Raw genomic sequence first — 26,090 nt, 5'->3', positions numbered from 1 at the left:
ATGAGCGAGCCGGGCACCTATGTCGAGAAGAGCTTCAAGCGCGACACGAACTACATCACCACCCGCATCACCGCGGACGGACGCGACGGCTTCCCCGTCGAGGCGGGGCGCTACCGTCTCGTCGTCGCCCGGGCGTGCCCGTGGGCCAACCGCGCGATCATCGTGCGCCGGCTGCTCGGGCTCGAGGACGCACTGTCGATGGGGATCTGCGGCCCGACGCACGACCGGCGCAGCTGGACCTTCGACCTCGATCCCGGCGGCCTCGACCCGGTGCTGCAGATCCCCCGCATCCAGGACGCCTACTTCAAGCGCGACCCCGAATACCCCCGTGGCATCACGGTGCCCGCGATCGTGGACGTGCCCACCGGTGCTGTCGTGACGAACGACTTCAAGCAGATCACCGTCGACCTCGAGACCGAGTGGCGCGACCTCCACCGCGAGGGCGCGCCGGACCTCTACCCCGCTGCCCTCGCCGACGAGATCGAGTCGGTCAGCGAGCCGATCTACCGCTACGTCAACAACGGTGTCTACCGCTGCGGCTTCGCCGGCACCCAGGATGCCTACGACAAGGCCTACCGCCGGCTGTGGGAGAACCTCGACCTGCTCGAGGAGCGCCTGTCGACCCGTCGCTACCTCGTCGGCGACCACATCACCGAGGCCGACGTGCGCCTCTTCACGACGCTCGTGCGCTTCGACCCCGTCTACCACGGCCACTTCAAGTGCAACCGGAGCAAGCTCATCGAGATGCCGGCGCTGTGGGGCTACGCGCGCGACCTCTTCCAGACGCCGGGCTTCGGCGACACCGTCGACTTCGCGCACATCAAGCGGCACTACTACGTCGTGCACACCGACGTGAACCCGACGGGCGTCGTGCCCCTCGGTCCCGCGCTCGAGAACTGGGCGACGCCGCACGGACGCGAGGAGCTGGGCGGGTCGCCGTTCGGCGACGGCACGCCGCCGGGACCGCCCCGCGAGGTGGTGCCGCCGGAGCACAACCCCGTGCTCGCGATGCTGGCCGGCTGACCAGCCGCTACGTGCCGTATGCCGGTGGGTTGCCTTGTCACGCAAGGCGACCCACCGGCATACGTGCTTCAGGCGCGGTAGAACTCCACGAGGACCGGAGCGAGCACGTCCGCGTGCACCTGGTGGAAGTCGCCGGGGAGCTCGACCGCGCGGCCATCGGGCAGCGCGTCGGCGAGGACGGCTGCCGAGTCGTGCAGCGCCGGCATCATCGTCCCGCTGCTGCAGATCGACAGGAAGGGCACCGTCACGCGGCGCAGGGTCTCGGTGGGCAGGCTCTGGTCGTCGCCACCGAGGCAGTAGCCGTCGTACTTGACCGTGTAGGTCATCGCCAGCATCGGCTCCCACATCGGCGTGCCCTTCATGCCCTCGACCATCTCGTCGGGCATGCCGACGACGATGTTGTTGAAGTAGCGCAGGATGCCCTCGCGGTCACCCGCCTCCTCGAAGCGCTCGAGGGTGCCGATGTAGTCGTCCGGAGCCGGCCACGCGTCGCTGCGGTAGGGCACCTCGATGGCCGCCCCCTTCGCGATGGGCGTCCCGGCTGCGATGGCCTCGATGACGAGGGCGCCACCGGAGGATGCACCGAACGCGTAGGCAGGAGAGTCGGACTCACCTGTCGCGGCGATGACGGCCGTGAGGTCCTCGATCTCGCGGGCGACGACGTCCCGGCGCTGAGCGCCGGCTCCGGGCTGGGTGTCGCCGCTGTCGCCACGGCCCCGACGGTCGTACGTCACGCCCGTCATCCCCAGCTCGCCGAGCGCCTGGGCGACGTCGCGGAACGCCCCCCGGTCACAGAACGCGCCGCCGACGACGACCGCGACCGGTCCCGTGCCGTAGGCCTCGTAGGCGATGGTGGTGCCGTCGGCCGATGTGGCCTTCTCGAGCTGGCTCATGGGTGACTCCTTGGTGTGCGCGGCCCGCCTGTCGGGCCCTCACCCCCATGTCGATCGGGGAGCCCCCGACTCGACACTTCGATTGTCGAAGTGTCTGCCCGGGTCACGTGCGCTTCCGGGAGAAGACCTCACGCCGGTCGCTCTCCGGCACCGTCTCCATGAACTCCGTGACCGCCTCCGACAGCGCGGGCCACGTCGTGTGCTGCTCGACGGGCACGACGGTGGCGACGACCTGGTCGGCGTGCACCTCGACGAGGTTCCACGACTGGGGGCCGTCGACACCCATGAGCAGCTCACGCGGGGCTCCCACGTCGTCGACGTAGCTGACGCCGCCGGCGACGAGGACCGGGACCGAGCCGAGCGTGCCGAAGCTCGTCACGTGGAGGTGGCCACTGAGGACCGCACGGACGTCGCTGCCCTCGACGACCCCGCGCAGTCGGTCCACGTCGTCGAAGTCGAGCAGCTGCATGACCGGGGAGCGGTAGGTGATGGGCGCGTGGTGGATGACGAGAATCGTGCCGTGCTCGGCTGGTGCGGCGAGTTCCCTTGCCAGCCAGTCATACTGGTCGTCGGAGAAGCCGCCGTGGTGATAGCCCGGCACCGCGGAGTCGATCGCGATGATGCGCAGTCCGTGGCAGTCGGTGACGGTGTCCTGCGGCGCGTCGGTGTCGATGCCGTAGAGCGTACGGGCCATCGGCCGGCGCTCGTCGTGGTTGCCGCCGGTCAGGACGAGCGCGCAGCCGAGACGCTCGACGACGGGGTCGACGACAGCGCGCAGCAGGTCGTACGCCGCGGGGTCGCCGCTGTCGGCGAGGTCACCCGAGATGACGAGCGCGTCGATCCGCTCGCCCGACGACTCGACGCGCGCCAGGGCCCTGCGCAGCTGCGCCTCCGTGTCGATGTGCCCGGCGAGCAGGCCGGCGCCGGCGATGAGGTGCGGGTCGGACAGGTGGGCGAGCACGTGGGTCGGCGCGGGCCGTGATCCGGTGAGGGCCATGGCGCCAGCCTAGGCGGGGACGTGAGCCGGCCGGGTCACCCGGTTGAGGAGCCTCGGGGGGTCGTGGCGTTCCGGGGTGCCGGCGCGCGTCTGCGGTGCGAGGCTGGAGGCGGAGGTCCCGATGCCGATTCCCCGTGCCGTCACGCAGCTGAACAAGAGATACCTCAACAAGGCTCTCGTCCATCTCGCCGGCCATGGCTGGTTCGTCGAGCTCGAGCACGTCGGGCGCCGCTCCGGACGCACCTTCCGGGTGCCGATGATGGCCTTCGACCGGGGCGACGTCGTGACGATCGCCCTGACCTACGGACGAGGGGTCGACTGGCTCGCCAACCTGCGAGCCGCTCGTGGCGGACGGATGCGGGTGCGCCACGAGGTCCTGACCCTGGGTGCACCGGTCGACCTCACGGAGGACGAGGGCCACTCCCGGATGCCGCAGCCACCACGGCTGATGCTGCCTGTCCTCGGCTGCCACGACTACGTCGAGATCCCCGTGGTGGCCCGTGAGCCGTTCACCGGCTGGTGAGTCGCCGCCGTGCCGCGGAGCTCAGTGCCGCACCTGGCACGCCGGGCACCAGTAGAGTCGTCTTCCAGCAATCTCCTTCTCCTGCAAGGGATTCGAGCATCTCGGGCAGGGTTCACCAGTGCGCTTGTAGACGAGGAACCGCCGCTCGAAGGTGTCCCCGAGCCGCTCTCCGGTCAGACGTCGGCTGATCGTTCGTGCCCGTCCCGAGCGCCTGGCCCGGGCGGCGGCCTCCACCTGGTCCGGCATGGTGATGATCTGCGAGAACGCACGACCGAGGGGCATGAGAAGCACGAGGTCGTCCCAGATCTCGCGCCAGACCTGCTCCGACACGTCGACGCCGCGGGTGAGGGGGTCCACGGCGAGGCGATGGAGGACCTCGCAGCGGTAGACGTTTCCGACGCCCGCCACGACGGACTGGTCCATGAGCAGCTCCGCCACCGTGCGCCTGCTCCGGTGGACCCGCTCCCACCCCGGCTCCAGTCGCTGTCCGCGCCGCAAGGGGTCCGGCCCGAGCGTCGCGACGATCTCACGCTGGCGTGCGTCGTCGACCAGGGTGCAGATCATCGGCCCGCGGAGGTCGGCCCAGTGCTCGGGGCCCACGAGGCGCAGCCGAACAGCTCCCACGGGCGCCGGCGGCACGGCGCCGTCGAGATGTTTCACGGGAAACATCCCGATCAGGCCGAGGTGGACGTGCAGCGTGGCGTCTCCGATGTCGACGAAGAGGTGCTTGCCCCACGCCTGGGCCCGCTCGAAGACGCGTCCGTCCAGACGCTCTGCGTCGGCCGCGAACCGGCCCTGGGGGCTCGTGGCCTCGACCGCATGGCCCCGGAAGGCTCGGTCGAGGCGATCGGCGAGCGCGTGGATGGTGTGACCCTCGGGCATCCTCGTCCTCTCTGTGCACCCTGTGCCTCGATCCTGCAGGACGTACCCGATCCGCGACGCACCGGGTCCTCGCACCGACGTGCCAGAGACCGCGCAGGTCCCGGGGTTACGGTGGGGGCGGAGCACAGTCAGGGGCTGCGACCGCCTGGCCGACTCGAACGGACCCGGGGAGCCGCATGACCGACACCGCGCACGTCGAGGTGGAGTCCGCCGTGCGCAGACGGCCGCCGTGGGTCACTCGCCGCGCCGTGCCGGAGTGGCTCGTGGTCCTGGCGGCTCTGGGGCTCGCGCTCGTCGTGACCGGGGCCGTGCTGCAGGTGGCCCACCCGTTCATCCGCCACGACGACTGGCCGTTCACCTTGGCCAGGCGTGAGCCGGGGTCGGCGGCGCAGTTCAGCCGCAACCTCTACGAGGGGCGCTGGCTCAACACGGTCTACTGGTACGTCATCGGGCAGCGGACCTCGATCGTCGTGGCCTCCACCGTCTTCGTCGTGGCCTACTCAGCCTTCGTGTGGGGCTTCGTGCGCGCCCTGGCCCCGCCGAACCGGCTCTCGACGTTCGTCCTGACGTTCGCCGTCTTCGTGTCGGCGATCTGGGTCCGCCTCGTCTACTGGCCCGGGACCCTCTCGGCCTCGATGATCGTCGCCGCCACAGCGGTGTGGACGCTCCCCTGGGCCCGGAGGCGCCGCTGGACGCTCGCCGTCTGGATGCTGCTCTCCGTCGTCCTGGCGGTCCTCTCCTACCCTCCCGTGGCGGCACTCGTCTTCCTGACGTTCGTCGTGACGGAGCTCGACCGGTCGGTGCGACGCCTCCTCGTCGGTGCGGCCGGTTTCGTCGCGGCGTACGGCGTCGGCATCCTGACGGTCTACGCCTTCAACTGGCTCGCGTTCGGCACGTTCGGCCTGACCATCTCGGCCTGGCGTCGACCGAACCCCCTCGAGAGTCTCGACGACCTCGTGACCAACCTCGCGCGCTACGGCACCCAGTTCGCCTCCCTCATGGGACTCCTCGGGTGGGCGGCCGTGGTCGCGGTCGTCTGCCTCGTCTGGGCGCTCGTCGACGCCTCGACGCGGCGGGCGGCCGTGGTCGTGCTCGGCGCCGTCCTCCTCGTCGTCGGACTCGAGGCCGGCCTCACGATCTACTCCGGCGTCGTCACGGGGACGAGGGCATCGCTCTGGGCGTGGCCCGCGGTCTGCCTGCCGGCAGCATTGCTGCTCAAGGGAATTCGGCCGTCACGGATCGCGGGCGTTGTGGCTCTGGCGATCATCGCCGTCGTCGGCGTGCTCTCCTGGCGCACCGACCTCGGCGAGCACCGAGCGACACGAGACCAGTACGACGTCATCGTCAGCGACACGGCAGCCGTGGTGGGTCAGCACCCGGACGACGCGGTGGTCATGTGGATGGAGCCTCGCTGGAAGGCAACGGCCCAGGGGACGATGACGGCGGTCACGGTCCGGTCGATGCTCTACGACCAGCAGGGCCTCTACCCGCGGTGGTGCGCTCCGGCCGAGTGCGCGGCGATCGCCCGGGCGGTGCAGCAGGATCCCCACGCCGACGTCCTGCGCGTCGACGGCCTCACGGTCGTGCGCATCCCGCGGCCGCCGGCCTGGCTCTGACGGCGGCCCGCGGCGAGCGGGCTCGTCAGTCCCGCGACGGGGACGACATGCCCATGAGGCCGAGGATGCGGCGCAGGTCCTCCATCGAGGCGAACTCGACGGTGATCTTGCCCTTGCGCTGGCCCAGGGCGATGGCGACCCGGGTCTCGAGGTGGTCCGAGAGCCCGGACGTGAAGTCGTCGAGCTGCGGGTGGCGGCTTCCCGCACGCGGGCGGCGGGGCTTGGGGGCATCGTTGCCCTCACCGAGGGCGACGAGCTCCTCGACGTTGCGCACCGACAGGCCCTCGGCCACGATGCGCTGAGCCATCCGCTCCATCGCGGCGCCGTCAGCCATGCCCAGCAGGGCACGTGCGTGTCCAGCGCTCAGCACTCCGGCTGCGAGGCGGCGCTGGACGAGCGGTGGGAGCTTCAGCAGGCGCAGGGTGTTGGAGATCTGGGGTCGCGAGCGACCGATGCGCGTGGCGAGCTGCTCGTGCGAGCACCCGAAGTCGTCGAGCAGCTGCTGGTATGCCGCAGCCTCCTCGAGCGGGTTGAGCTGGCTGCGGTGGAGGTTCTCCAGGAGCGCGTCGCGCAGCAGGTCGTCGTCGCTCGTGTCCTTGATGATGGCCGGGATGACACCGAGGTCCGCCGCCTGCGACGCTCGCCAGCGACGCTCGCCCATGATGAGCTCGAAGGTCTTGCCCTCGGCCTCGTCGAGCTGGTCGGCGGGGATACGCCGCACGACGATGGGCTGCAGCACGCCGATCTCACGGATCGAGTGGACGAGCTCGGCCATGTGGTCCTCGTCGAAGACCGTGCGCGGCTGCTTCGGGTTCGGACGGATCGACTCGATGTCGAGCTCGGCGAACTCGGCGCCCGGGACGACGGCCAGTCCGCTGCTCGTCGTCGCGGCAGCGGGCTCGACCGAGCCAGCCGAGTCGACCGAGCGGACCGAGTCGACGGCAGCCTCAGGCGTGCTCGCGCCGCCATGGTCCGTGGGAGCGGACGGTGTGGCCGGGGCGGTCGGGCCGCTACCGTCCGCGGTGCCGGCCACGGCGGGCTCTGCCTGCTTCTGCTCGGTGAAGAAGACGTCAACGGGTCGACCCGCGCCTCCGCTCGGCGCGCTCGGGATGAGTGCCCCGAGGCCTCGACCCAGTGCTCGACGCTTCTCCGCCATTCGACAACCCCTCGTCATCTCCGACGCGGCCATCGCGTCCGTCGGTCAGTCTAGGTGCTGGCGAGCGGCGAGCCTGCGCACCCGGCGCCATGTCTCGCCGCGTCGTCGGGAGTCAGCGGCTCCCGTTTCACGTGGAACGCTGCCGGTGGCGGTATGGACACGACGTTTCACGTGGAACATTCGGTCTCGTCGCGGCCCTGTGGGTCCCCTCGAGCCCTCTGGGTGCGACGTCAGCCGCCGGCCGATCTTCGGACCCCGGCCGTCACCGACGCTCGATTGAGCGTCACGTGAAACGACCCGTACAGTCGATCGGCGCTCCTGGCCGGTGCGCTGTGGCCACCACGTCACGTCCTCGTTTCACGTGAAACAGTCTGGACGAATCGCGCCGCTCTCTGCATGTGGACAGGGCTGGACCCCCTTGAGGCGATCCGTGCGTTTCACGTGAAACGGGGCCGCCACCCGATGGTGACGGCCCCGCGAGACGATGGTGTCCGGTCCGTCAGGTGCGACCCGCCGCGCCACGGTCAGCGATCTCCCCCGCCGCCTCGAGGTAGGCGAGAGCGCCGCTGCTCGCCGGGTCGTAGGTCATGACGGTCTCACCGAAGCTCGGCGCCTCCGACACCCGGACCGAGCGCGGCACCGAGGTGCGCAGGACCTCCGTGGGGAAGTGCTCGCGCACCTCGTCGGCGACCTGAGCCGAAAGGCGAGTGCGGCCGTCGTACATCGTCAGCAGGATCGTGGAGACGTGGAGCGCCGGGTTGAGGTGGAGCCTGACGAGGTCGATGTTCTTGAGCAGCTGGGACAGGCCCTCGAGGGCGTAGTACTCGCACTGGATCGGGATGAAGACCTCGCTGGCCGCCACCATCGCGTTGACGGTGAGCAGCCCGAGACTGGGCGGGCAGTCGATGAGGATGTAGTCGAACTCGTGCCCCGACTCCGCGGCTGCCGCGATCGCCTTCTGCAGACGCGACTCGCGCGCCACGAGCGACACGAGCTCGATCTCGGCGCCGGCGAGGTCGATCGTGGCCGGCGCGCAGTAGAGGTTCTCGACCGTCGTGCACCGCTGCACCACGTCGAGCAGAGGGGTCCCGTCGACGAGCACGTCGTAGATGGACGGCACCTCGGCGTGGTGGTCGATCCCGAGGGCGGTGCTGGCGTTGCCCTGGGGGTCGAGGTCGATGACGAGTGCCTTGAGTCCCGACTGCGCCAGCGCTGCGGCCACGTTGACCGTCGTGGTCGTCTTGCCGACACCGCCCTTCTGGTTGGCCACGGTGAGCACCCGAGGGCCTACCGGCTTCGGGAACGGACGGCCCGTGAGCTGGATGCGCCGACGGGCGTTCTCGGCGAGCTCCATCGCCAGGGGCGTGTCCTGACCCGCAGTCGGGATGGCTGCGGCGAGGGCCTCACGATCCGCATGATCTGCCGTGAGCTCGGAGGCGCGCCTGGCTTCGTCCACAACGTTGTCCCCAGCCTCGTTCGCAGTGGTTTCCCGTTCAACAGGGGCATTTCCCGAGGAGTCGTCCACCGCGTTGTCCACAGGTGCGGAAGCCGCATACTGCGCGTCACCGACCTCCGGCAGGTGGGCCTCGGGCGTCGCGCCACCGGCCTCGTCGGACGGCAGGGCCTCACGCGAGGATCCCGCGTCGGAGTCCGCCTCGTCGGTCGGAGCCGGGTCCGAGCTGTCGACCGCCGTCACCATCTCGGCCGGGGGCGGAGCGTCGTCCGCCGGAACCGGGTCATGGGCAGACTCGACGGGGTCGGGCTGCACGCCGGGCGCCTCGGTGTCCGAGACCGTCCCGTCGCCCGCCGGCTCGGCCGGCTCGACGGAAGACTCGAGGCTTGCCGAGGCAGCTCCGCCGTCAGCGGTGGCCTCGGGGCCGTCCTCGGCGTGGACGACGTCGTCAGCGGCCGGCGTCTCCTCGTCGTCCCGTTCCGTCGTGGTGTCCACCGGGGACTCCTCCTCGACGGTGCCGGAGGTGGTCGGCTGTTCCAGCGCAACTGCTCTCTCGTCCGTGGTCGCCTGCGGGGTCTCGTGACCTGCCTCCGCCTGAGTCGCGTCGTTCGTTTCACGTGAAACGCCCAACATGCGCGCCAGCCACCCGAGACGTCGGTGCTCCGGTCCCGGCTCGGGTTCGCTCGGCCAGCCCAGGTTGGTCGACATCGTCACAGGGAGTGCACCTCCGGGGTTGAGGGACGGCCCGCGACGAGATCTGCGTGGGGCGTCCATCGAAATGGTCTGGACACGATCATGGCTGATGGCGCGGACGCCCGCCCGCTTCCGGGCCGGAGCGTCGCGAACCGCGAGGGCGATCAGCCCGTCGTCGGGCCGATCCGGCGCTGGAGGGCTGGCGAGAGCGGAACCGCCGGCGGTCCACGACCTCACCGACGGTGGCTCGGAGCACGATGGTGGGTTCACCGAGCAGGTCGCCGCCGTACTCGTGCACCTCGGCCTCGACGACGCCGAGACGGGTCAGGGCCGTGCGACCCTCGGCCAGCTCCTCCGCGGCACGGCTCCCCTTGAGAGCGAGCAGGCTGCCGCCCGCCTCGAGCAACGGCAGGGTCCACTCGGCCAGCTGGACGATGCGCGACACCGCCCTGGCCGTGACCCACGGGGCATGGAGCCGGTCCCACATGGTCTCGGCCCGCGCCGTGTGCACCGTGACGTTCGTCAGGCCGAGCTGGGCGACGGTGCCCGAGAGCCACCCGGTGCGGCGGGCGAGCGGCTCGACGAGGTGCAGGTCCAGGTCGGGACGGGCGATGGCCAGAGCCAGGCCGGGGAGGCCGGCACCCGACCCCACGTCGATGACCTGCTGGGTCTCCCCCGTGCGTGGGATCGCCTCGTGGACCACACCGCAGTTGAGCACGTGGCGGTCCCAGAGCCGAGGCGTCTCACGGGGACCGATGAGGCCGTGGCTGATCCCGGTGTCGGCCAGGATCGCCACGAAGTACTCGGCCAGGTCGAGCCGGTCACCGAAGACGGCGGACGCGGCTGCCGGTGTGGCGGGCAGCTCCGCCGGGTCGAGAGCATCGTGGGTCACGCGCTCTCACTCCTCGTGGATACCGTCTCGGATGCAGCGGGTCGAGTCCCGTTTCACGTGAAACGGGAGGGTGGTCAGGCAGGCAGGATGACGATGTGGCGGTGCGGGTCGACGCCCTCGGACTCCGAGACGAGACCAGCAGCGGCGACCTCGTCGTGGACGACCTTGCGCTCGAACGCCGTCATCGGCTCGAGCGAGCGCTTCGTCCCCGACTCCTGCACCTCGGCGATGGCGACCTTGGCCAGCTCGACGAGAGCGGTGCGGCGCTGCGCGCGGTGGCCCGCGATGTCGAGCATGAGGCGGCTGCGCTCACCGGTCTCGACCTGCACGGCCAGTCGGGTCAGCTCCTGGAGCGCCTCGAGGACCTTGCCGTCGGTGCCGACGAGCCGTCGCGGCACGCGACCCTCGTCCGAGTCGACGATGGCGATGGCGGCGCGGTCGCCGTCGACGTCCACGTCGATGTCCCCGTCGAGGTCGGCGATGTCGAGGAGCGTCTCGAGGAAGTCGGCCGCCACCTCGCCCTCACGCTCGAGCTGACGGACGCGCGTCTTCTTGTCGCCCGTCTCGGGCTTGTCGGAGTGGCTGGACTCGTCGGACTCGTCGGCCGTCTCACCGGTCTCGACCGGCTCCGCGTCGCCGGAGTCCTGCGAGGTCTGCGCCTGACCGGCGGCCTCCGCCGCCGCGGTGTCGGGCACCTGGGTGGGCTCGTGCTGCTCGGTCTGCTCGGTCTGCTCGGTCTGCGGGGGCGTGGTCTCAGCCGATGCGTCGGCGGGCGTCTCGACGTCCGTGGCTTGCGTGTCGCTCATGGAAACTCCTTCGGTCACCGGGGGCAGATCTGTGGACAACTCACGTTTCCGCAGGTCAGAGGCCCCAAGGCAGTGTGGACAAGTGTGTGGATGAAGCTCAGCGGCGGTTCTTGGTCGGCTGCGTTCGGGTGCGCTTCTTGCCCTTGGGCTGCTGGCGCTGGCCGGACTTGGGCGCGTCGTCGGGGACCGTCTCGGTCGACTCGAGGCCCGGCACGGTCAGCTCCTGCATGTCCTTGCCCTTGCGCTTCATCCGCTCGCGGCGAGCGCGCTCGGCCTCGGAGCCGGGAGCCGGCATGTTGCGGATGACGTAGAACTGCTGGCCCATGGTCCACAGGTTCGTCGTGAGCCAGTACATCAGGACACCGATGGGGAAGTTGATGCCGGAGATCGCGAAGAAGATCGGCATCAGGTAGAGCAGCACCTTCTGCTGCTTGGCGAACGGGTTGTCCAAGGCAGCTGCAGGCATGTTCTTGCGCATCAGCTGGTACTGGGTCGTGAAGGTGGTGGCCGACATGAGGATGATGAGGACGGCCGTGAGGATCTTGACGTTGAGGCTGGCGCCGGGCGTCAGGAACGAGTCCGACAGCTTGGCTCCGAAGATCGTCGAGCTCTCGATCTGGGCCGCCACCTCGCGGGTGATCGGGCCGATCGCGTCGTGACCGGGCACGCCCTCGGCCTGGGCCTTGAGGTTGTTGAGCAGCTGGAAGAGCGCGAAGAAGAAGGGGCTCTGGATGAGGATCGGCAGACAGCTGCTGAACGGGTTGGTCCCGGTGCGGCGGTAGAGATCCATGATCTCCGCCTGCTGCGCCTTCTGGGACTCCGGGTCGCGCTTGCCCTTGTACTTCTTCTGGATCTTCTGCATCTCGGGCTGGATGAGCTGCATCCGCCGCGAGGAGTGGATCTGCCGCACGAAGAGCGGGATGAGCAGGATCCGGACGACGACGGTGAGGCCGACGATCGACATGGCCCAGGCCCAGCCGGCCAGGTCGCCGTTCAGGCCGATCTTGTCGAAGAGCCAGTGCCAGCCGTACATGACCCAGGCTTCACCGAGCTTGATCGGATAGAGCAGGGTGTTGAAGAAGTCGATCACGTGTTTCCTCTGTGGTCTGGTGGGTCGGCCGGTTCAGCTCGGGCTCGAGGTGTCTGGGCCACTCACCACTGATCGGCAACCATATGCCGGTTGGTCAGGTCGTGGGTTCCCGGTGCGGGACTGCGTGCGCGTCGTGCTGGTGGTCGTGCTCGTCCTCGGCAGGTCCATCGGCAGGTCCAGCCGGGCGGAAGTCCTCGGGCCGCACGTCGTTGCGCGTGGCCCACGTCATCGGAACGGGGTCGACCCCGCCCGGGTTCCACGGGTTGCAGCGGCCGAGCCGGCGGATCGCGAGCCAACCACCACGAACCGGGCCGAACCGGGTGAGCGCGGTGACGGCATACGCCGAACAGCTCGGGTAGAAGCGGCAGCTGGGGCCCGAGAGGGGGGAGATGAAGCGCTGGTAGAGCTTGACCGCGATCACCAGAGGTGCTGCGAGCACGTGGTTGAGGCGAGCGCTCATGACCGGCACGCCTTCTCGAGCTGGCGTCCGACCGCGAGGTCGAGCTCGTCCCAGGTCGCGTCGGCCGCGGCAGGGTTGGCCCGCACGACGAGGTCGAGACCAGCAGGTATGCCGGTCAGCCGGGTCGCGACGCTGGCGCGCAGCCGGCGCTTGGTCCGGTTGCGCACGACGGCGTTGCCGACCGCCTTGGACACAACAAAACCGACGCGCGGCGGAAGTTCCGCACGCGCATCGGTCCGGTTGGCATGCACGACGATGAGTCGCCCGCCTGCTCTGCTGGCGCCGGGCCCGCGTACTGCCGTCGTGAAGTCCGTCCGCTCACGCAGTCGGTGACGTGCCGGCAGCACGCCGCGGCCTCCGGCTGCTCAGGCCGAGAGCTCGGCGCGGCCCTTGCTGCGGCGGCGGGCGAGGATGGCGCGGCCGGCGCGGGTGCGCATGCGCAGGCGGAAGCCGTGCGTCTTGGCGCGGCGACGGTTGTTCGGCTGGAAGGTGCGCTTGCTCACGAGGTTCTCCGTAGGTTGCAGGGGCCCGTCCGACGTCATGACGACGCCAGCCCGGCTCCCGTTGTGGGGCTAGTGGTGGCCGTTGCGACCGCAATCGGCAAGCCCGTGGAGGGCCGAGATGGTCCGGCTGGGCCGGGCTCGGGGCCATGGGCATGCGAAAGAGGTCGCAGACACGCTCGGTCAACGATACGGGAGCCGCCGAGAGAGGGTCAAACCGACGGAGCCGCGCGGGCGAGGACGCCAAAACCCACGATCCTCGAAGGTCCCGCGGCGATTGCAAGGCGACACGCCGTGAAGCCGAAGATCTGTGGTGGACTCGATTGTCACCAGCGAGCCTGCGGCTGTAGGTTTTCGACTCTCACGATCCTCGCCACCCCATGCACAGGCTGTGGACAAACGTGTGGACAACAGGGCATCGTTCACCAGGACACGGACGGACCCCGTAGGTCCGACCCGGCAGGCTCGAGCCCCGCGCTCGCGCCGAACCGAGCCGGGAACGCAACAGGTGCAACGGAATTGACTCAGGGGCAGGTGGGATCAGGTGGCCGAGACAGGCGTCGATTACGCGCAGATCTGGCAGCAGACGCTCGGCACCCTCGACTCGGTGGGCCTGTCGAACCAGGAGCGCGCCTTCGTCCGGCTGTGCCGCCTCGTCGGCGTGCTCGACCAGACGGCGCTCGTGCGCGCGCCCAACACGTTCACCAAGGACTTCCTCGAGCAGCGGGTCCGTGAGCAGATCCACGAGGCCCTCGCCAGCCAGCTCGGCCACCCGGTGCAGCTCGCCGTGTCCGTCGACGAGAGCCTCGAGCCCGATCTCGGCGTCATCACCGACGAGCCGAGCGGTCAGGTCCACGACGGCTCGCGCGGCCAGACCGGCGGTCAGGCGGGCGGTCAGGGTGCCGGTCCTGGCGGCGGCACGTCGGCCGCCGGCAACGGCTCCGGCGTCATCGGTGGCCACCACAACGGTGGCGGCTACGGGCAGACGGCCAACCCGCTGCGCGACCTCGCCGAGAGCGCGCCCGCGCTCAACGGCGCCGACCTCGACGAGCCGCGCCAGCCGGCATACGACGTGCAGACGCGGATGGAGCTCGGTCCCGACCCGCTGAGCGGTGGCGAGAGCGGGCCGCTGCGCCTGCAGCAGCGCCCCGAGCCCAGCTCGCCCGGCGACACCCGGCTCAACCCGAAGTACACCTTCGACACCTTCGTCATCGGCGCGAGCAACCGCTTCGCCCACGCGGCGGCCGTCGCGGTCGCCGAGGCCCCGGCCAAGGCGTACAACCCGCTCTTCGTCTACGGCGAGTCCGGGCTGGGCAAGACCCACCTGCTCCACGCGATCGGGCACTACGCCCGCACGATGTTCCCCAACGTCCGCGTGCGCTACGTGAACTCCGAGGAGTTCACCAACGACTTCATCAACAGCATCCGTGACGACAAGGCGAGCGCGTTCCAGAACCGCTACCGCAGTGTCGACGTGCTGCTCATCGACGACATCCAGTTCCTCCAGGGCAAGCTGCAGACGCAGGAGGAGTTCTTCCACACCTTCAACACGCTGCACAACGCGAACAAGCAGATCGTCATCACCAGTGACCTGCCGCCGCGTGAGCTGTCGGGCTTCGAGGACCGGATGCGCACGCGCTTCGAGTCGGGGCTGCTGACCGACGTCCAGCCGCCCGACCTCGAGACCCGCATCGCGATCCTGCGCAAGAAGGCGATCCAGGACCGGATGAAGGTCCCGGACGACGTCCTCGAGTACATCGCGACGAACTTCAGCACGAACATCCGCGAGCTCGAGGGCGCCCTCATCCGCGTCACGGCCTTCAGCAACCTCAACCGCCAGGCGGTCGACCTGCCGCTCGCGGTCATCGTGCTCAAGGACGTGCTGCCCAACGAGACGCCCAACCAGGTGACGGCGGCGACGATCATGGCGGTGACCGCGGCCTACTACGCGGTGACGCTCGAGGACCTCTGCGGTTCGAGCCGCTCGCGCCAGCTCGTGACGGCCCGTCAGATCGCGATGTACCTCTGCCGCGAGATGACCGACCTGAGCCTGCCGAAGATCGGGCAGCACTTCGGCGGCCGTGACCACACGACGGTCATGCACGCCGACCGCAAGATCCGTGAGCTCATGGGTGAGCGCCGCGCCATCTACAACCAGGTCACCGAGCTGACCAACCGGATCCGCCAGCAGTCGCACTGAGCTCCACCCAGCCCCACTGACGCCCACTGACGCCCGCTGACGCGGCCCGATGGCGTATGCCGTCGGGCCGCGTCCGCGTCAGGCCGCGGCTCCCGCGGGGGCAGTCTTCGCAGACCGCCGTGCGGCGATCGTCGTCGCCAGCGCCTCGTCCCAGGGGGTCGGGGCGAGGTCGAAGGTGCGCTGGGTGAGGTCCGAGTCGAGCACGAAGGGCCGCTCGAACTGGTGCCGGGTCTCGCGCAGCTCGCGCATGAAGGGGACGACGAGACCGGCCGCGGTGCCGAGCGGCCGGGGCAGCACGCGTACCCGGCGGTGTGTCACGCCGGCGAGGCGCGCGACGTCGGCGGCGGCCTCGTCGAAGGTGCGGGCGGGAGCGGTGGGGACGTGCCAGGCGCGACCCCAGCCGTCGTCACCGGAGGCGACCCGGGCTGCGAGGCGGCCGACGTCGGGGACGTAGGTCCAGGAGTGCGGCGCGTCGGCGCGGCCGGCGGGCACGACGGGCGGTCGGCCCGCGAGCAGCGCGTCGATGACGACGTCGTTCAGGTAGCTCGTGCGTGGCGTCGTGCCCGGACCGAAGTAGTCGCTCGAGCGCAGCTCGGTGACGCGCAGGCGACCGGCCTCGTGGCGGACCAGGGCCTCGGTCCACATGTCGGCGCGGATCCGACCCTTGTGTCCGGTCGGGCGCATCGGGTCGTCCTCGTGCATGGGTGCCTCGACCTCGCCGTAGCCGTAGAGGTTGCCGATGATGACGAGTCCGGCGCCGGAGGACTCGGCGGCGGCGAGCGTGGCGGCCGCGACGGGTGGCCAGTCGGTGTCCCACGACATGTAGCTCGGCGGGTTGACGGCGTTGACGATGCTCGCGGCGCCACGCGCCAGGGCGGTCAGGGCGGCTGCGTCGCCGGCGTCGACGGCCACGACCTCGACGGCGTCGGGGTGGGAGTCGTGCCACGGCCGCTCGCTGACCCGGCCCGAGCGTGACGCGAGCGTCACCGTGTGGCCGACCTCCACGAGGGCGGCGGTCGTCGAGCGGCCGACGCCTCCGGCGCCGAGGACGAGGTGGTGGGTCATGGTCTGCTCCTTCGGTCAAGGTGTGAGCACCGCTCACATTTCAATCGTGACACCGCGAGACCACAAAAGCAAGAGCACTGCTCACATTTTCTCCCGACCTGTGGCAGGCTCGGCCCATGGACCCGCTCGACGTCATGCCCACCGGCCCTCATGGCCACGCTCCTGCCGAGACTCCTGCCGAGACTCGTCCTGACGCCCCTGCCGCGCCGCTGGGCAAGCGCGCCCGCAACCGCCTCGCCGTCGAGGCCGACATCCTGCGGGTCGCCCGCGAGCACCTGGCGACCGACGGCGCAGCCGCCCTCAGCCTGCGCGCGGTCGCCCGCGACCTCGGCATGGTGTCGTCCGGGATCTACCGCTACGTCGAGAGCCGCGACGAGCTGCTCACCCGCCTCATCGTCGACTCGTACTGGTCGCTCGCCACGGCCGTCCGCAGCGCCCACGACGCCGTCCCCGGTGACGACCTCGAGGCACGGTGGGACGCCATCGGAGGTGCCCTGCGGGCGTGGGCGGTCGACCGACCCCATGACTTCGCCCTCATCTACGGCTCCCCGGTCCCGGACTACGAGGCTCCCGCCGAGCGCACCCAGGAGCCGGGCACCGCCGTCCTCGTGCTCCTCGTCGCCCTGCTCGAGGACGTCCGGCTCGCCGGGCGGCTCGCCGACCCGGACCGTCTCGGCCTCGAGCGGCCGCGCGCCGAGGCCGGCGTCGGGGACATGCTCGATTCGCCGATGTTCGAGGCGACCGGGCTCGACGCCGTCACCCTGGCTCAGGGACTGGCGGCCTGGACGCTCCTGCTCGGCGCCGTGACGAGCGAGATCTTCGCCCAGCTCGGGCCAGTTCCGGACGGTCAGGCCCTCTTCGAGTCCCTCCTCGCCGTCTCCCGTCGCTGCGTCATCGCGCCCGTTGGTGACTAGTCGCCTCGTTCGGGGACGGCCGCACCTCGCCGGGCACACGGCATGCGTCCACATCTGTCCACAGGTTTGTCCACACCTGTGTGCACAGCGTGACCTCCCCGTGACCCGGGGCGCACAGACGCGACGGGATGGGGGAATGCCAGAGTTGTCCACCGCCTGTGGACAACTCTGTGGAAGCAAGGGCCGTCGCCGTGCACAGGTGACTAGTCAGCAATCCATTCAAATCGGACATATGCAGACCGGTCTTCCACACGCCTCTGTGGAAACGTGTGGACGACGGCCGCAAAGCTGCGGACAACCCCCGGGCCACCTGTGAGGACGATGTGCACGGGCGAAATCCGTCCACAGGGCGGAGCCGCCGCGTCCGACCTGGCCCCACACGCCGTGCACACCCCCATCGACGGGCTGACCAGCACCGACGCGGGTTGTCCACAGCATCCACAGCACCTATGACTATGACGAGATCCCAGTCATAGAGGGGAGCCCCGACAACGAGGGTCTGTCCTCGCGCCCCGGCCCGGCCTCTGAGGGTCGAAGGACCTGACGGGGAATCACGTGATTTCGCCACGTAGCCGATTCGGGGAGTGTCTGTGGTGCCAGTCACCGGCAGGCACTAGTGTCTGAGCCCCAATGTCGTTCCCTGTCGAAGTGAGTGCACCGTGAAGTTTCGGGTTGAGCGAGACGTCCTGGCCGAGGCCGTGACCTGGGTGGCCCGTGGGCTCCCGGCGCGCCCGCCGGTTCCGGTGCTCGCGGGCGTGCTCGTCGACGCGAACGAGGACGGCACGCTGACGCTGTCCGCCTTCGACTACGAGGTGTCCGCGCGCATCACCGTGCCGGCCGACGTCGCCGAGGCCGGCCAGGTCCTCGTCCTCGGGCGCCTGCTCGCCGACATCTCGCGCAACCTGCCCAACAAGCCGATCGACGTGAGCACCGACGGGAGCAAGGTCAACGTCGCCTGTGGCTCGTCGCGCTTCGCGCTCCGCGAGATGCCCGTGGCCGACTACCCCACGCTGCCGCTCTCGCCCGAGACGAGCGGCACCATCGCCGGTGACGTCTTCACCCAGGCGGTCGCCCAGGTCTCGATCGCCGCCGACAAGGGCGACACCCTGCCGATCCTCACCGGTGTGCGCATGGAGATCGACGGCGACAAGGTGACGCTCCTCGCGACCGACCGCTACCGCCTCGCGATGCGCGAGCTCTCCTGGAGCCCGTCGGCCACCGACGCGAGCCACGTGGCGCTCATCCCGGCCCGTCAGCTCTCCGACACGGCGCGCGCCCTCGGGGCGTCCGGCTCGGTCGAGCTCGCGCTCGGCCAGGGCGGCGACGGCCTCATCGGCTTCGAGGCCGGCCAGCGTCGCGCGACGACGCGCCTGCTCGACGGTGAGTACCCCAAGGTCACCTCGATCTTCCCGACCTCCGTCGACACCGAGGCGGTCGTCGAGACCGCCGCGCTCGAGGAGGCGGTCAAGCGCGTCGCACTCGTCGCCGAGCGCAACACCCCGGTGCTGCTGAAGTTCACCGACGGCCAGGTCGCCATCGAGGCCGGCACCGGCGACGACGCGCAGGCCTCCGAGGCCGTCGAGGCGACGCTCAACGGGCCCGAGATCCAGATCGCCTTCAACCCCCAGTTCCTCCTCGACGGCCTGCACGCCGTCGGCACCGCGTGGAGCAGGCTGTCCTTCACCCAGCCGAGCCGCCCGGCCGTCCTGACCGGCCAGGCCGAGGCCGACTCCGAGCCCGACACGAGCTACCGCTACGTCCTCATGCCGGTCCGCTTCGCCAGCTGACGACCCTCCCCGCACCGAGCTCACGCGCCTCCCGGGACCCGGTGCCGTATGCCGCCGGGCTGGCGTAGCCTCGAACCGCGCCACCTGATCCGCCCCGCACGCTTCACGCAGACTCCCCCGCAGAAAGGCTCGCGACATGCAGCTCGGTCTCATCGGTCTCGGCAAGATGGGCGGCAACATGCGCGAGCGGTTGCGTCGCGCGGGTCACGAGGTGGTCGGCTTCGACCGCAACCCCGACGTCGCCGACGTGCGCACCCTGCCCGCCCTCGTCAAGGCCCTGGACGCCCCCCGCGTCGTGTGGGTCATGGTGCCGGCCGGCGACCCGACCCGTGAGACCGTGGCCAAGCTCGCCGACCTGCTCGAGCCGGGCGACCTCGTCATCGACGGCGGCAACTCCCGCTTCACCGACGACTTCGAGAACGCCAAGCTGCTCGGCGAGAAGAAGATCGGCTACGTCGACTGCGGCGTGAGCGGCGGCATCTGGGGCCTCGAGAACGGCTACGGCCTCATGTGCGGCGGTGACAAGAAGTGGGTCACCAAGGCGATGCCGATCTTCGACGCGCTCCGGCCCGAGGGTCCGCGCGAGGAGGGCTTCGTCCACGCCGGCAAGGTCGGCGCCGGGCACTACACGAAGATGGTCCACAACGGCATCGAGTACGGCCTCATGGCCGCGTACGCCGAGGGCTACGAGCTGCTCGAGAAGAAGGACATCGTCACCGACGTCCCCGGCGCCTTCAAGGCGTGGAGCCGCGGCACCGTCGTGCGGTCCTGGCTGCTCGACCTCATGGTCGACGCGCTCGAGGAGAACCCGCACCTCGACGACGTGTCCGACTACACCAACGACTCCGGCGAGGGTCGCTGGACCGTCGAGGAGGCCATCGCCCTCTCGGTGCCGATGCCGGTCATCTCGGCCTCGCTCTTCGCGCGGTTCGCCTCGCGCCAGTCGAGCTCGCCCACGATGCAGGCCGTCGCGGCGCTGCGCGGCCAGTTCGGCGGGCACCAGGTCATGACGATCGCCGAGGGCGAGAAGCTGCGCCAGGGCGACGTGCCGGCGACGGCCAAGCGGTCCGCCCGCAAGGAGTCACCCACGAAGCAGGCCGCCAAGCGCGGATCGGCGAAGAAGGCCAGCGCCAAGGCGGCGTCGACGGCGTCCAAGGCCAACGTCGGTGCCGCGAAGAAGGCGGCCTCCTCGGGACGGGCGTCGTCCACGCAGGCCACCGACATGGCCGACTCCGCGCGCGGCCAGAAGCGCGCGGCGAAGAAGACCGCCAAGAAGGCCTGAGCAGAGCGCCGCACCCTCCTTGCACGTCCGTCACCTGACCCTCAAGGACTTCCGCAGCTACCCGAGCGCCGAGCTCGCGCTGACGCCGGGCGTCACCACGCTCGTGGGCCTCAACGGTCAGGGCAAGACGAACCTCGTCGAGGCGGTCGGCTACCTCGCCACGCTCGGGTCGCACCGGGTCGCGACCGACCAGCCGCTCGTGCGGTTCGGCGCGGCGCAGGCGATCGTGCGTGGGGCCATCGTCCGCGACGACCGCGAGACGATGGTCGAGCTCGAGATCACGCCGGGGCGCGCCAACCGGGCCCGGCTCGGGCGCTCCCCCGTCTCGCGACCGCGCGACGTGCTCGGGACGGTGCGCACGGTGCTCTTCGCGCCCGAGGACCTCGCCCTCGTCAAGGGCGACCCGTCGGAGCGGAGGCGCTTCCTCGATGAGCTGCTCGTCCAGCGCCAGCCGCGGTGGTCGGGCGTGCGGTCGGACTACGACAAGATCCTCAAGCAGCGCAACGCCCTGCTCAAGTCCGCGGCGCCGGTGCTCCGCAAGGGGTCCAGGCGACCGCCCCGCCCGCCGCGCGACGGCGAGCAGCCGCTCGACGAGGCCCGCGAGGCGGCCCTGCACACGCTCGACGTGTGGAACGACCACCTGGCCTCGGTCGGTGCCCAGCTGCTCTACGCGCGGCTGCGGCTGCTGCGCGACCTCGTCCCCGACCTCTCCGAGTGCTACGACGCGGTGAGTGCTGCCTCGTCGAACGCCCGCGCCACCTACAAGAGCTCGCTCCACGAGGACCTCGCCAAGCGGCTCGCGGCGGGGGAGGTGCCCGAGATCGACGAGCTGCGCACCGGGATGCTCGAGACCCTCGAGCACGTGCGGTCCAGCGAGATCGAGCGCGGCATCTCCCTCGTCGGGCCGCACCGTGACGACCTCGTCCTCTCGCTCGGCGAGCTGCCCGCCAAGGGCTACGCCAGCCACGGCGAGTCGTGGAGCTTTGCCCTGGGACTCAAGCTCGCGGCATACCGCCTCCTGCGGCGAGACCTCGGCGACGACCCGGTGCTCGTGCTCGACGACGTCTTCGCCGAGCTCGACTCCGGGCGGCGCGAGCGGCTCGCGGCGCTCGTCGCCGACTGCGAGCAGGTGCTCATCACGGCCGCGGTCGGGGCCGACGTGCCCGACGTGCTCCGCGAGAACGGCACCACGTATGCCGTCGTGCTCGGTCAGGTGCAGTCCGCCGGGTCCGCCCCGACCTCCCTGGAGGATGCCGGGGAGGATGTCGGGGACGATGTCGTGGACGATGCCGACGGCGAGGAGTCCGGTGGGGAGGACGACGATGAGTGACGAGACGCCCGGGGCCGAGGGGACCGAGGCGGCGAGCGCCTCTGAGGACGCCCCGGAGCCCACCGACGAGGACACCCGCATCGCCGACGCCGCGGCGTCCGCGCTGGCGCGGGCGCGGGCGGGCGCGGCCGAGAAGGGGCTGCGCCCCGGGATGCGGCCGAAGAAGCGCCGCCGCCCGATCGGCAACGCGCCGGTGCTGTCGGGCTCGGCACGCGACGGCCGCGACCCGGCCCTGCTCGGTGACCAGCTCGACCGGCTGCTGCTCGACCGTGGCTGGAAGGTCGACGTCGCGGTCGGCTCGGTCATGGGCCGCTGGCCCGAGATCGTGGGCCCCGACATCGCCGGGCACGTCGAGCCGCTCACCTTCGTCGACGGGATCCTCACGGTGCGCGCCGACTCGACGGCCTGGGCCACGCAGATGCGCCTGCTCGCGTCGTCGCTGCTCGCCCGGATCGACGAGGAGATCGGGGCCGGCGCCGTCAGCGAGCTCAGGGTCGTCGGTCCGAGCGCGCCGTCGTGGAACCGCGGCGCCCGCCGCTCCCCCGACTCGCGGGGACCGCGCGACACCTACGGCTGACCGGTCTGTCCGGCTGACCGGCCGTTCGGCAGGTCGGCGTCGAGGGTCGGCCGCGCTCAGACCCCGGAGAGTCCGATGACGACCACGGTGGCGACGAGCAGCACGGTGCCGGCGATGATGATCCACCCCAGCGCGAGCGGCACCCGGCGGGACCGTGCCGGGTCCACGATCCCGACGTCAGGCCCGGTCTCGAGGTCGTCGTGCCGCCGGTCGCCGTGGCGGGCCGGCTCGCGATCGGTGTCCGTCGTGGCGTCCGGGGGCACGGGCGCAGCCACGGGCGGTGGGGTGCTCCCCTCCGGCCGTGTCCGGACGCCGGCCGCGGGCTCGCCGCGGAGGGCGGAGCCGAGGGCGTCGGCGATCGAGGTCAGCACCTGGGACACGACGGGCGGCAGCGGCGCCCCGTCCGGTCCGGTGACGACGGTGCGCCGCGTGACCGGACCGCCCGTGCGGCTCGCCCGCGACAGGTCGAGGGAGTCGAGCCGCCCGTCGGGTCCCGGGTCGATGCCCGCGGCGAGCAGCTGGGCCCGGACCTCCTCGGGCAGCGCGTCCCACGAGTCGTACTCGTGGCCCCCGACGTTGATCCTGATCACGCTGCGAACTGTAGGACGGCTCGGAGGGCGGGTGTCGGTGTTCCGACGCAGACTGTCGTCATGACCTCGACGCAGCCTTCGACGCAGCCTTCGACGCAGCCATCGACGCAGCCATCGACGCAGCCATCGACGCAGACCAGGACGCCGCACTGCACGATCGTCCCGCCCTACATGCTCGAGGCCATGGCGGCCAGCGACGAGCCGGCCCTCGCCGCCCACGCGCGCGAGGCCCTGCGTCACGACGAGGACCTGCGCTCCTCGCGCCGCACGCCCACGGCCCGCCCGACCACGCGCCGGGCACCGCGTCGCGAGGACGTCGGCGCGCCCACGGCCCACGGCACGGGACCGCACCGCACGATCGCCGACGCCCAGGGCACCCAGACGACACCGGGCACGACGGTGCGCACCGAGGGCGCGGCCTCGACCGGCGACGTCGCCGTCGACGAGGCCTACGACGGGCTCGGCGCGACCTGGGAGCTGTGGTCGACGGCCTACGACCGGGACTCGCTCGACGGCAAGGGGATGCCGCTGCTCGCGACCGTCCACTACGGCCGCAACTACGACAACGCCTTCTGGGACGGCTCGCAGATGGTGTTCGGCGACGGGGACGGCGTCGTCTTCGAGCGGTTCACCCAGAGCCTCGACGTCATCGGGCACGAGCTGGCGCACGGCGTCACCGAGCACACCGCCGGCCTGCTCTACCAGGGCCAGTCGGGCGCACTCAACGAGTCGATCTCCGACGTCTTCGGGGTCCTCGTCAAGCAGAAGGCCCTCGGGCAGAGCGCGGCGCAGGCCGACTGGCTCGTCGGCGCCGACCTGCTCAACGCCTCCGTCAAGGGCCGAGCGCTGCGCGACATGCGCAACCCCGGCACGGCCTACGACGACCCACGGCTCGGCACGGACCCGCAGCCGGCCCACATGGACCACTACGTCGAGACGCAGGACGACAACGGCGGCGTCCACATCAACTCCGGCATCCCCAACCGCGCGTTCGTGCTCGCGGCCGACGCGATCGGTGGCAACGCGTGGGAGGGCCCGGGCGCCATCTGGTACGCCGTCGTGTCGGGTGACGGGATCAAGGCGGACTGCGACTTCGCGACCTTCGCCGGCCTCACGGTGGCCGCCGCGGGGAGCGCTCACGGCGAGGGGTCCGCCGAGCAGACGGCCGTCCGCTCGGCGTGGGAGCAGGTCGGCGTGCTCACCGCAGACGCGGGTGCGCCGGCCGGTGGGGCGGACGGCGCCGGAGGTGCGGTCCCCGCGCCGGGACCGGCCGGGGGTGGGACCCCCGGGCAGGCGCCGGGCGCCGACGCCCAGGTGCTTCTCCGGCGCACCGGCGGGTTCGCCGGCCAGGTGCGCGAGCGGCGGCTGGCCCTGGGCGACCTGTCCGAGCGGGACGCGAAGGACTGGCAGCACCTGCTCGAGGCGCCGACGCTCCAGCGCATCGCCGCCTCGACCGAGCGCACCCATCCCGACGCCTACATCTACTCCGTCGTCTGCGACGAGGCCGGGTGCGACGTGACGCTCCAGGAGCCGCACCTGCCCGAGGCGATCCACTCCCTCTTCGAGCGCACCCTCGCCCACGACTGAGCCACCGCCACACCTCGCCCCGCAGCAGAACGTCCCGTCCGGGACCAGCCCGACCCGGGGACGCCGCCGCCGCCGCGGAGCCCTGCGCCGGGCGCTGTCGGAGGTCACGATCCGAGCGATGTGCCCGGCTCGTCCCGACCCGGGGGTCGGCCCTGCCGAAACGAGGGGAAGTCTTTACGAATCCTTTCCGGACGCGGACCTCCCGCGCGTGGTTGCCTGTGTCGTTGGCCCCACTCCTCGAAAGGTTCGACATGCGTCGTACGCCTCTCATCGCCACCGCCTCGGTCGTCGCCGCGGTGGCAGCCCTCCTGTCGACGGCGGCCACCGGCTCCGTCGCAGCGCCCCTGCCCGCCGCCGCCGGCGCCTCCGTGCCCGCGGACCTCACCCTCGTCCAGGTGCGCCAGAGCCTGCTCGGGTCGCACAGCTGGTATGCCCAGACCTACCGCGGCGTCCCGGTGCTCGGCGGCTGGTTCGCCGTCCACACGACGGGTGCCTCCGCCTCGACCGACGACGGTCGTCGCGCCGTCACCGGCCTCACCTCGGTCTCGCCGGGCGTCGCGCGGGCGTCCGCAGCGACCGCCGCGAAGGGCCACGGCAACGCCCGCGCCAGCCGGCTCGTCGTCGTGCCCGGTGCCGCCGGAGCCCCGGCCACCCTGGCCTGGCAGGTCACGACCGACCGGGACAAGCAGGTGCTCGTCGACGCGCGCAGCGGCCGGGTCACGAAGGTCACCGACGAGCGCGTCCTCGCGAGCGGCTCCGGCAAGGTCTTCGACCCCAACCCGGTCGTCGCCCTGCAGAACGAGTCGCTCAAGGACGCGAACAACGCCGACTCGGCCGTCCCGGCGTCGGCCTACAAGACGGTGACGCTCGCCAACCTCGACGGCTCGGGCTACCTCAAGGGCAGCTGGGCCACCGTCACGAACAGCAAGAAGGGCAAGAACGCCGCCGCCTTCTCGTCGACGCTGTCCTTCCCCTACACGCGCAGCGACACGCGCTTCGAGCAGGTCAACAGCTACTACGCGGTCGACCGGGTGCAGACCTACATCCAGTCGCTCGGCTTCGCCGACGTCAACCACGAGGCCCAGGACCTCAGCGTCAACACGACGACGCAGGACAACTCCTGGTACACCCCGAGCCAGGACACCATCACCATCGGCACGGGCGGCGTCGACGACGGTGAGGACCAGGAGGTCGTGTGGCACGAGTACGGCCACGCGGTCCAGGACGACCAGGTGCCCGGCTTCGGCAGCAGCTCGGACGCCGGCGCCATCGGCGAGGGCTTCGGTGACTACCTCGCGGCGACGATGTCGCAGGCCAACTCGGCCGACACGGCGACGACCCCGTGGGCCTGCGTCATGGACTGGGACTCGACGTCCTACACGTCGACGACCCCGCACTGCATCCGTCGGCTCGACACGACCAAGACCGTGGCCAACCGCACGGGCGAGGTGCACGACGACGGCGAGATCTGGAGCCACGCGCTCTGGGACGTCAACAAGGCCCTCGGCCGCGACAAGGCGACCCGGATCATCCTCGAGGCCCAGTTCTCCTACGCCCCGTCGACGACGTGGGCCGCGGCAGCGCAGAAGACCGTCGACGCCGCGACGGCCCTCTACGGCTCGACCGACGCCGCCACCGTCCGCGCGGCCTTCCAGGCTCGCGGCATCCTCTGATCGCCGGGGGTCCACCCCACCGAGGCCGTATGCCGGGAGGTCGGGTTCCGCTGGGACCCGGCCTCCCGGCATACGCGCGTCACGGGCCTCTTGCGCGGTTC

At 71.0% G+C, this 26,090-nt stretch carries 24 protein-coding genes; 11 read left to right on the top strand and 13 right to left on the bottom strand.

Features of this window, described 5'->3' with window-relative positions; genetic code table 11:
* Positions 1–1,023 (top strand): glutathione S-transferase family protein, encoded by a 1,023-nt coding sequence (locus ACSQ2D_RS00170; protein WP_435983996.1) that lies wholly within the window; start codon positions 1–3, stop codon positions 1,021–1,023.
* Positions 1,024–1,091: 68 nt separating this feature from the next.
* Here the strand turns inward: ACSQ2D_RS00170 and ACSQ2D_RS00165 are convergent, their stop codons facing one another.
* Positions 1,092–1,916: an alpha/beta fold hydrolase gene (locus tag ACSQ2D_RS00165; RefSeq protein WP_435983995.1), complete on the bottom strand. Its 825-nt coding sequence runs from the start codon at positions 1,914–1,916 to the stop codon at positions 1,092–1,094.
* 103 nt (positions 1,917–2,019) lie between these two features.
* Positions 2,020–2,913, bottom strand: coding sequence for a metallophosphoesterase family protein (locus ACSQ2D_RS00160; protein WP_435983994.1), 894 nt, complete (start codon positions 2,911–2,913; stop codon positions 2,020–2,022).
* Between the two features lie 121 nt (positions 2,914–3,034).
* On the opposite strand from ACSQ2D_RS00160, the gene ACSQ2D_RS00155 reads away from it, so the two are divergent.
* Positions 3,035–3,436, top strand: coding sequence for a nitroreductase family deazaflavin-dependent oxidoreductase (locus ACSQ2D_RS00155; RefSeq protein WP_435983993.1), 402 nt, complete (start codon positions 3,035–3,037; stop codon positions 3,434–3,436).
* A 21-nt stretch (positions 3,437–3,457) separates the two neighbouring features.
* Here the strand turns inward: ACSQ2D_RS00155 and ACSQ2D_RS00150 are convergent, their stop codons facing one another.
* On the bottom strand, positions 3,458–4,318 hold the full coding sequence (locus ACSQ2D_RS00150) for an Fpg/Nei family DNA glycosylase (protein ID WP_435983992.1): 861 nt from the start codon (positions 4,316–4,318) through the stop codon (positions 3,458–3,460).
* Between the two features lie 176 nt (positions 4,319–4,494).
* Here ACSQ2D_RS00150 and ACSQ2D_RS00145 point away from each other — a divergent pair, with 176 nt between their 5' ends.
* Positions 4,495–5,934 (top strand): hypothetical protein, encoded by a 1,440-nt coding sequence (locus tag ACSQ2D_RS00145; protein WP_435983991.1) that lies wholly within the window; start codon positions 4,495–4,497, stop codon positions 5,932–5,934.
* A 25-nt stretch (positions 5,935–5,959) separates the two neighbouring features.
* Here the strand turns inward: ACSQ2D_RS00145 and ACSQ2D_RS00140 are convergent, their stop codons facing one another.
* The 8 genes from ACSQ2D_RS00140 to rpmH form a co-directional block, all read right to left on the bottom strand.
* On the bottom strand, positions 5,960–7,090 hold the full coding sequence (locus tag ACSQ2D_RS00140) for a ParB/RepB/Spo0J family partition protein (RefSeq protein WP_435983990.1): 1,131 nt from the start codon (positions 7,088–7,090) through the stop codon (positions 5,960–5,962).
* 499 nt (positions 7,091–7,589) lie between these two features.
* Complete coding sequence (locus ACSQ2D_RS00135) at positions 7,590–9,038, bottom strand: AAA family ATPase (protein WP_435983989.1); 1,449 nt, start codon at positions 9,036–9,038, stop codon at positions 7,590–7,592.
* Positions 9,039–9,336: 298 nt separating this feature from the next.
* A complete protein-coding gene (gene rsmG / locus ACSQ2D_RS00130; protein WP_435983988.1) occupies positions 9,337–10,128 on the bottom strand; it encodes a 16S rRNA (guanine(527)-N(7))-methyltransferase RsmG in 792 nt (263 codons plus the stop codon).
* A gap of 74 nt (positions 10,129–10,202) precedes the next feature.
* A complete protein-coding gene (locus ACSQ2D_RS00125) occupies positions 10,203–10,934 on the bottom strand; it encodes a protein jag (protein ID WP_435983987.1) in 732 nt (243 codons plus the stop codon).
* A gap of 97 nt (positions 10,935–11,031) precedes the next feature.
* Positions 11,032–12,024: a membrane protein insertase YidC gene (gene yidC / locus ACSQ2D_RS00120; protein ID WP_435983986.1), complete on the bottom strand. Its 993-nt coding sequence runs from the start codon at positions 12,022–12,024 to the stop codon at positions 11,032–11,034.
* A gap of 94 nt (positions 12,025–12,118) precedes the next feature.
* Positions 12,119–12,484, bottom strand: coding sequence for a membrane protein insertion efficiency factor YidD (gene yidD / locus ACSQ2D_RS00115; RefSeq protein ID WP_435983985.1), 366 nt, complete (start codon positions 12,482–12,484; stop codon positions 12,119–12,121).
* Positions 12,481–12,831, bottom strand: coding sequence for a ribonuclease P protein component (gene rnpA / locus ACSQ2D_RS00110; RefSeq protein ID WP_435983984.1), 351 nt, complete (start codon positions 12,829–12,831; stop codon positions 12,481–12,483). The genes yidD and rnpA overlap by 4 nt, the downstream gene beginning before the upstream one ends.
* An 18-nt stretch (positions 12,832–12,849) precedes the next feature.
* Positions 12,850–12,987: a 50S ribosomal protein L34 gene (gene rpmH / locus ACSQ2D_RS00105; protein ID WP_020141619.1), complete on the bottom strand. Its 138-nt coding sequence runs from the start codon at positions 12,985–12,987 to the stop codon at positions 12,850–12,852.
* Positions 12,988–13,528: 541 nt separating this feature from the next.
* On the opposite strand from rpmH, the gene dnaA reads away from it, so the two are divergent.
* Entirely contained in the window at positions 13,529–15,184 is a 1,656-nt protein-coding gene (gene dnaA / locus ACSQ2D_RS00100) for a chromosomal replication initiator protein DnaA (protein ID WP_435983983.1), read from the top strand.
* Positions 15,185–15,262: 78 nt separating this feature from the next.
* Here the strand turns inward: dnaA and ACSQ2D_RS00095 are convergent, their stop codons facing one another.
* Complete coding sequence (locus ACSQ2D_RS00095; protein WP_435983982.1) at positions 15,263–16,249, bottom strand: NAD-dependent epimerase/dehydratase family protein; 987 nt, start codon at positions 16,247–16,249, stop codon at positions 15,263–15,265.
* A gap of 116 nt (positions 16,250–16,365) precedes the next feature.
* Between ACSQ2D_RS00095 and ACSQ2D_RS00090 the strand changes: the two genes are divergently transcribed.
* The 5 genes from ACSQ2D_RS00090 (at position 16,366) to ACSQ2D_RS00070 (ending at position 22,139) form a co-directional block, all read left to right on the top strand.
* Positions 16,366–17,163 carry a TetR/AcrR family transcriptional regulator gene (locus ACSQ2D_RS00090; protein ID WP_435983981.1) on the top strand — a complete coding sequence of 266 codons (798 nt, stop codon included), beginning with the start codon at positions 16,366–16,368 and terminating at the stop codon, positions 17,161–17,163.
* Positions 17,164–17,822: 659 nt separating this feature from the next.
* Positions 17,823–18,950, top strand: coding sequence for a DNA polymerase III subunit beta (gene dnaN / locus ACSQ2D_RS00085; RefSeq protein ID WP_028785240.1), 1,128 nt, complete (start codon positions 17,823–17,825; stop codon positions 18,948–18,950).
* A 136-nt stretch (positions 18,951–19,086) separates the two neighbouring features.
* The gene (gnd, locus tag ACSQ2D_RS00080) at positions 19,087–20,232 is read left to right on the top strand and encodes a phosphogluconate dehydrogenase (NAD(+)-dependent, decarboxylating) (protein ID WP_435983980.1); all 1,146 of its coding nucleotides are present in this window, start codon (positions 19,087–19,089) and stop codon (positions 20,230–20,232) included.
* A gap of 19 nt (positions 20,233–20,251) precedes the next feature.
* Complete coding sequence (recF, locus tag ACSQ2D_RS00075) at positions 20,252–21,562, top strand: DNA replication/repair protein RecF (protein WP_435983979.1); 1,311 nt, start codon at positions 20,252–20,254, stop codon at positions 21,560–21,562.
* On the top strand, positions 21,555–22,139 hold the full coding sequence (locus ACSQ2D_RS00070; RefSeq protein ID WP_435983978.1) for a DUF721 domain-containing protein: 585 nt from the start codon (positions 21,555–21,557) through the stop codon (positions 22,137–22,139). Before recF ends, ACSQ2D_RS00070 begins: the two co-directional genes overlap by 8 nt.
* Positions 22,140–22,195: 56 nt before the next feature.
* Here the strand turns inward: ACSQ2D_RS00070 and ACSQ2D_RS00065 are convergent, their stop codons facing one another.
* Positions 22,196–22,729 carry a hypothetical protein gene (locus ACSQ2D_RS00065; RefSeq protein ID WP_435983977.1) on the bottom strand — a complete coding sequence of 178 codons (534 nt, stop codon included), beginning with the start codon at positions 22,727–22,729 and terminating at the stop codon, positions 22,196–22,198.
* 60 nt (positions 22,730–22,789) lie between these two features.
* Between ACSQ2D_RS00065 and ACSQ2D_RS00060 the strand changes: the two genes are divergently transcribed.
* Positions 22,790–24,316 carry a protealysin inhibitor emfourin gene (locus ACSQ2D_RS00060; RefSeq protein ID WP_435983976.1) on the top strand — a complete coding sequence of 509 codons (1,527 nt, stop codon included), beginning with the start codon at positions 22,790–22,792 and terminating at the stop codon, positions 24,314–24,316.
* A gap of 251 nt (positions 24,317–24,567) precedes the next feature.
* Positions 24,568–25,989, top strand: a complete 1,422-nt coding sequence (locus ACSQ2D_RS00055; protein ID WP_435983975.1) for a M4 family metallopeptidase — start codon at positions 24,568–24,570, stop codon at positions 25,987–25,989.
* The last annotated feature ends 101 nt before the right edge of the window (positions 25,990–26,090 follow it).

Origin of the sequence: Terrabacter sp. LjRoot27 (genome assembly GCF_964254175.1) — a bacterium.
Lineage (GTDB): Bacteria > Actinomycetota > Actinomycetes > Actinomycetales > Dermatophilaceae > Terrabacter.
Note: the sequence above shows the minus strand (reverse complement) of the source record. Positions and strands in the feature narration are given on the sequence as shown.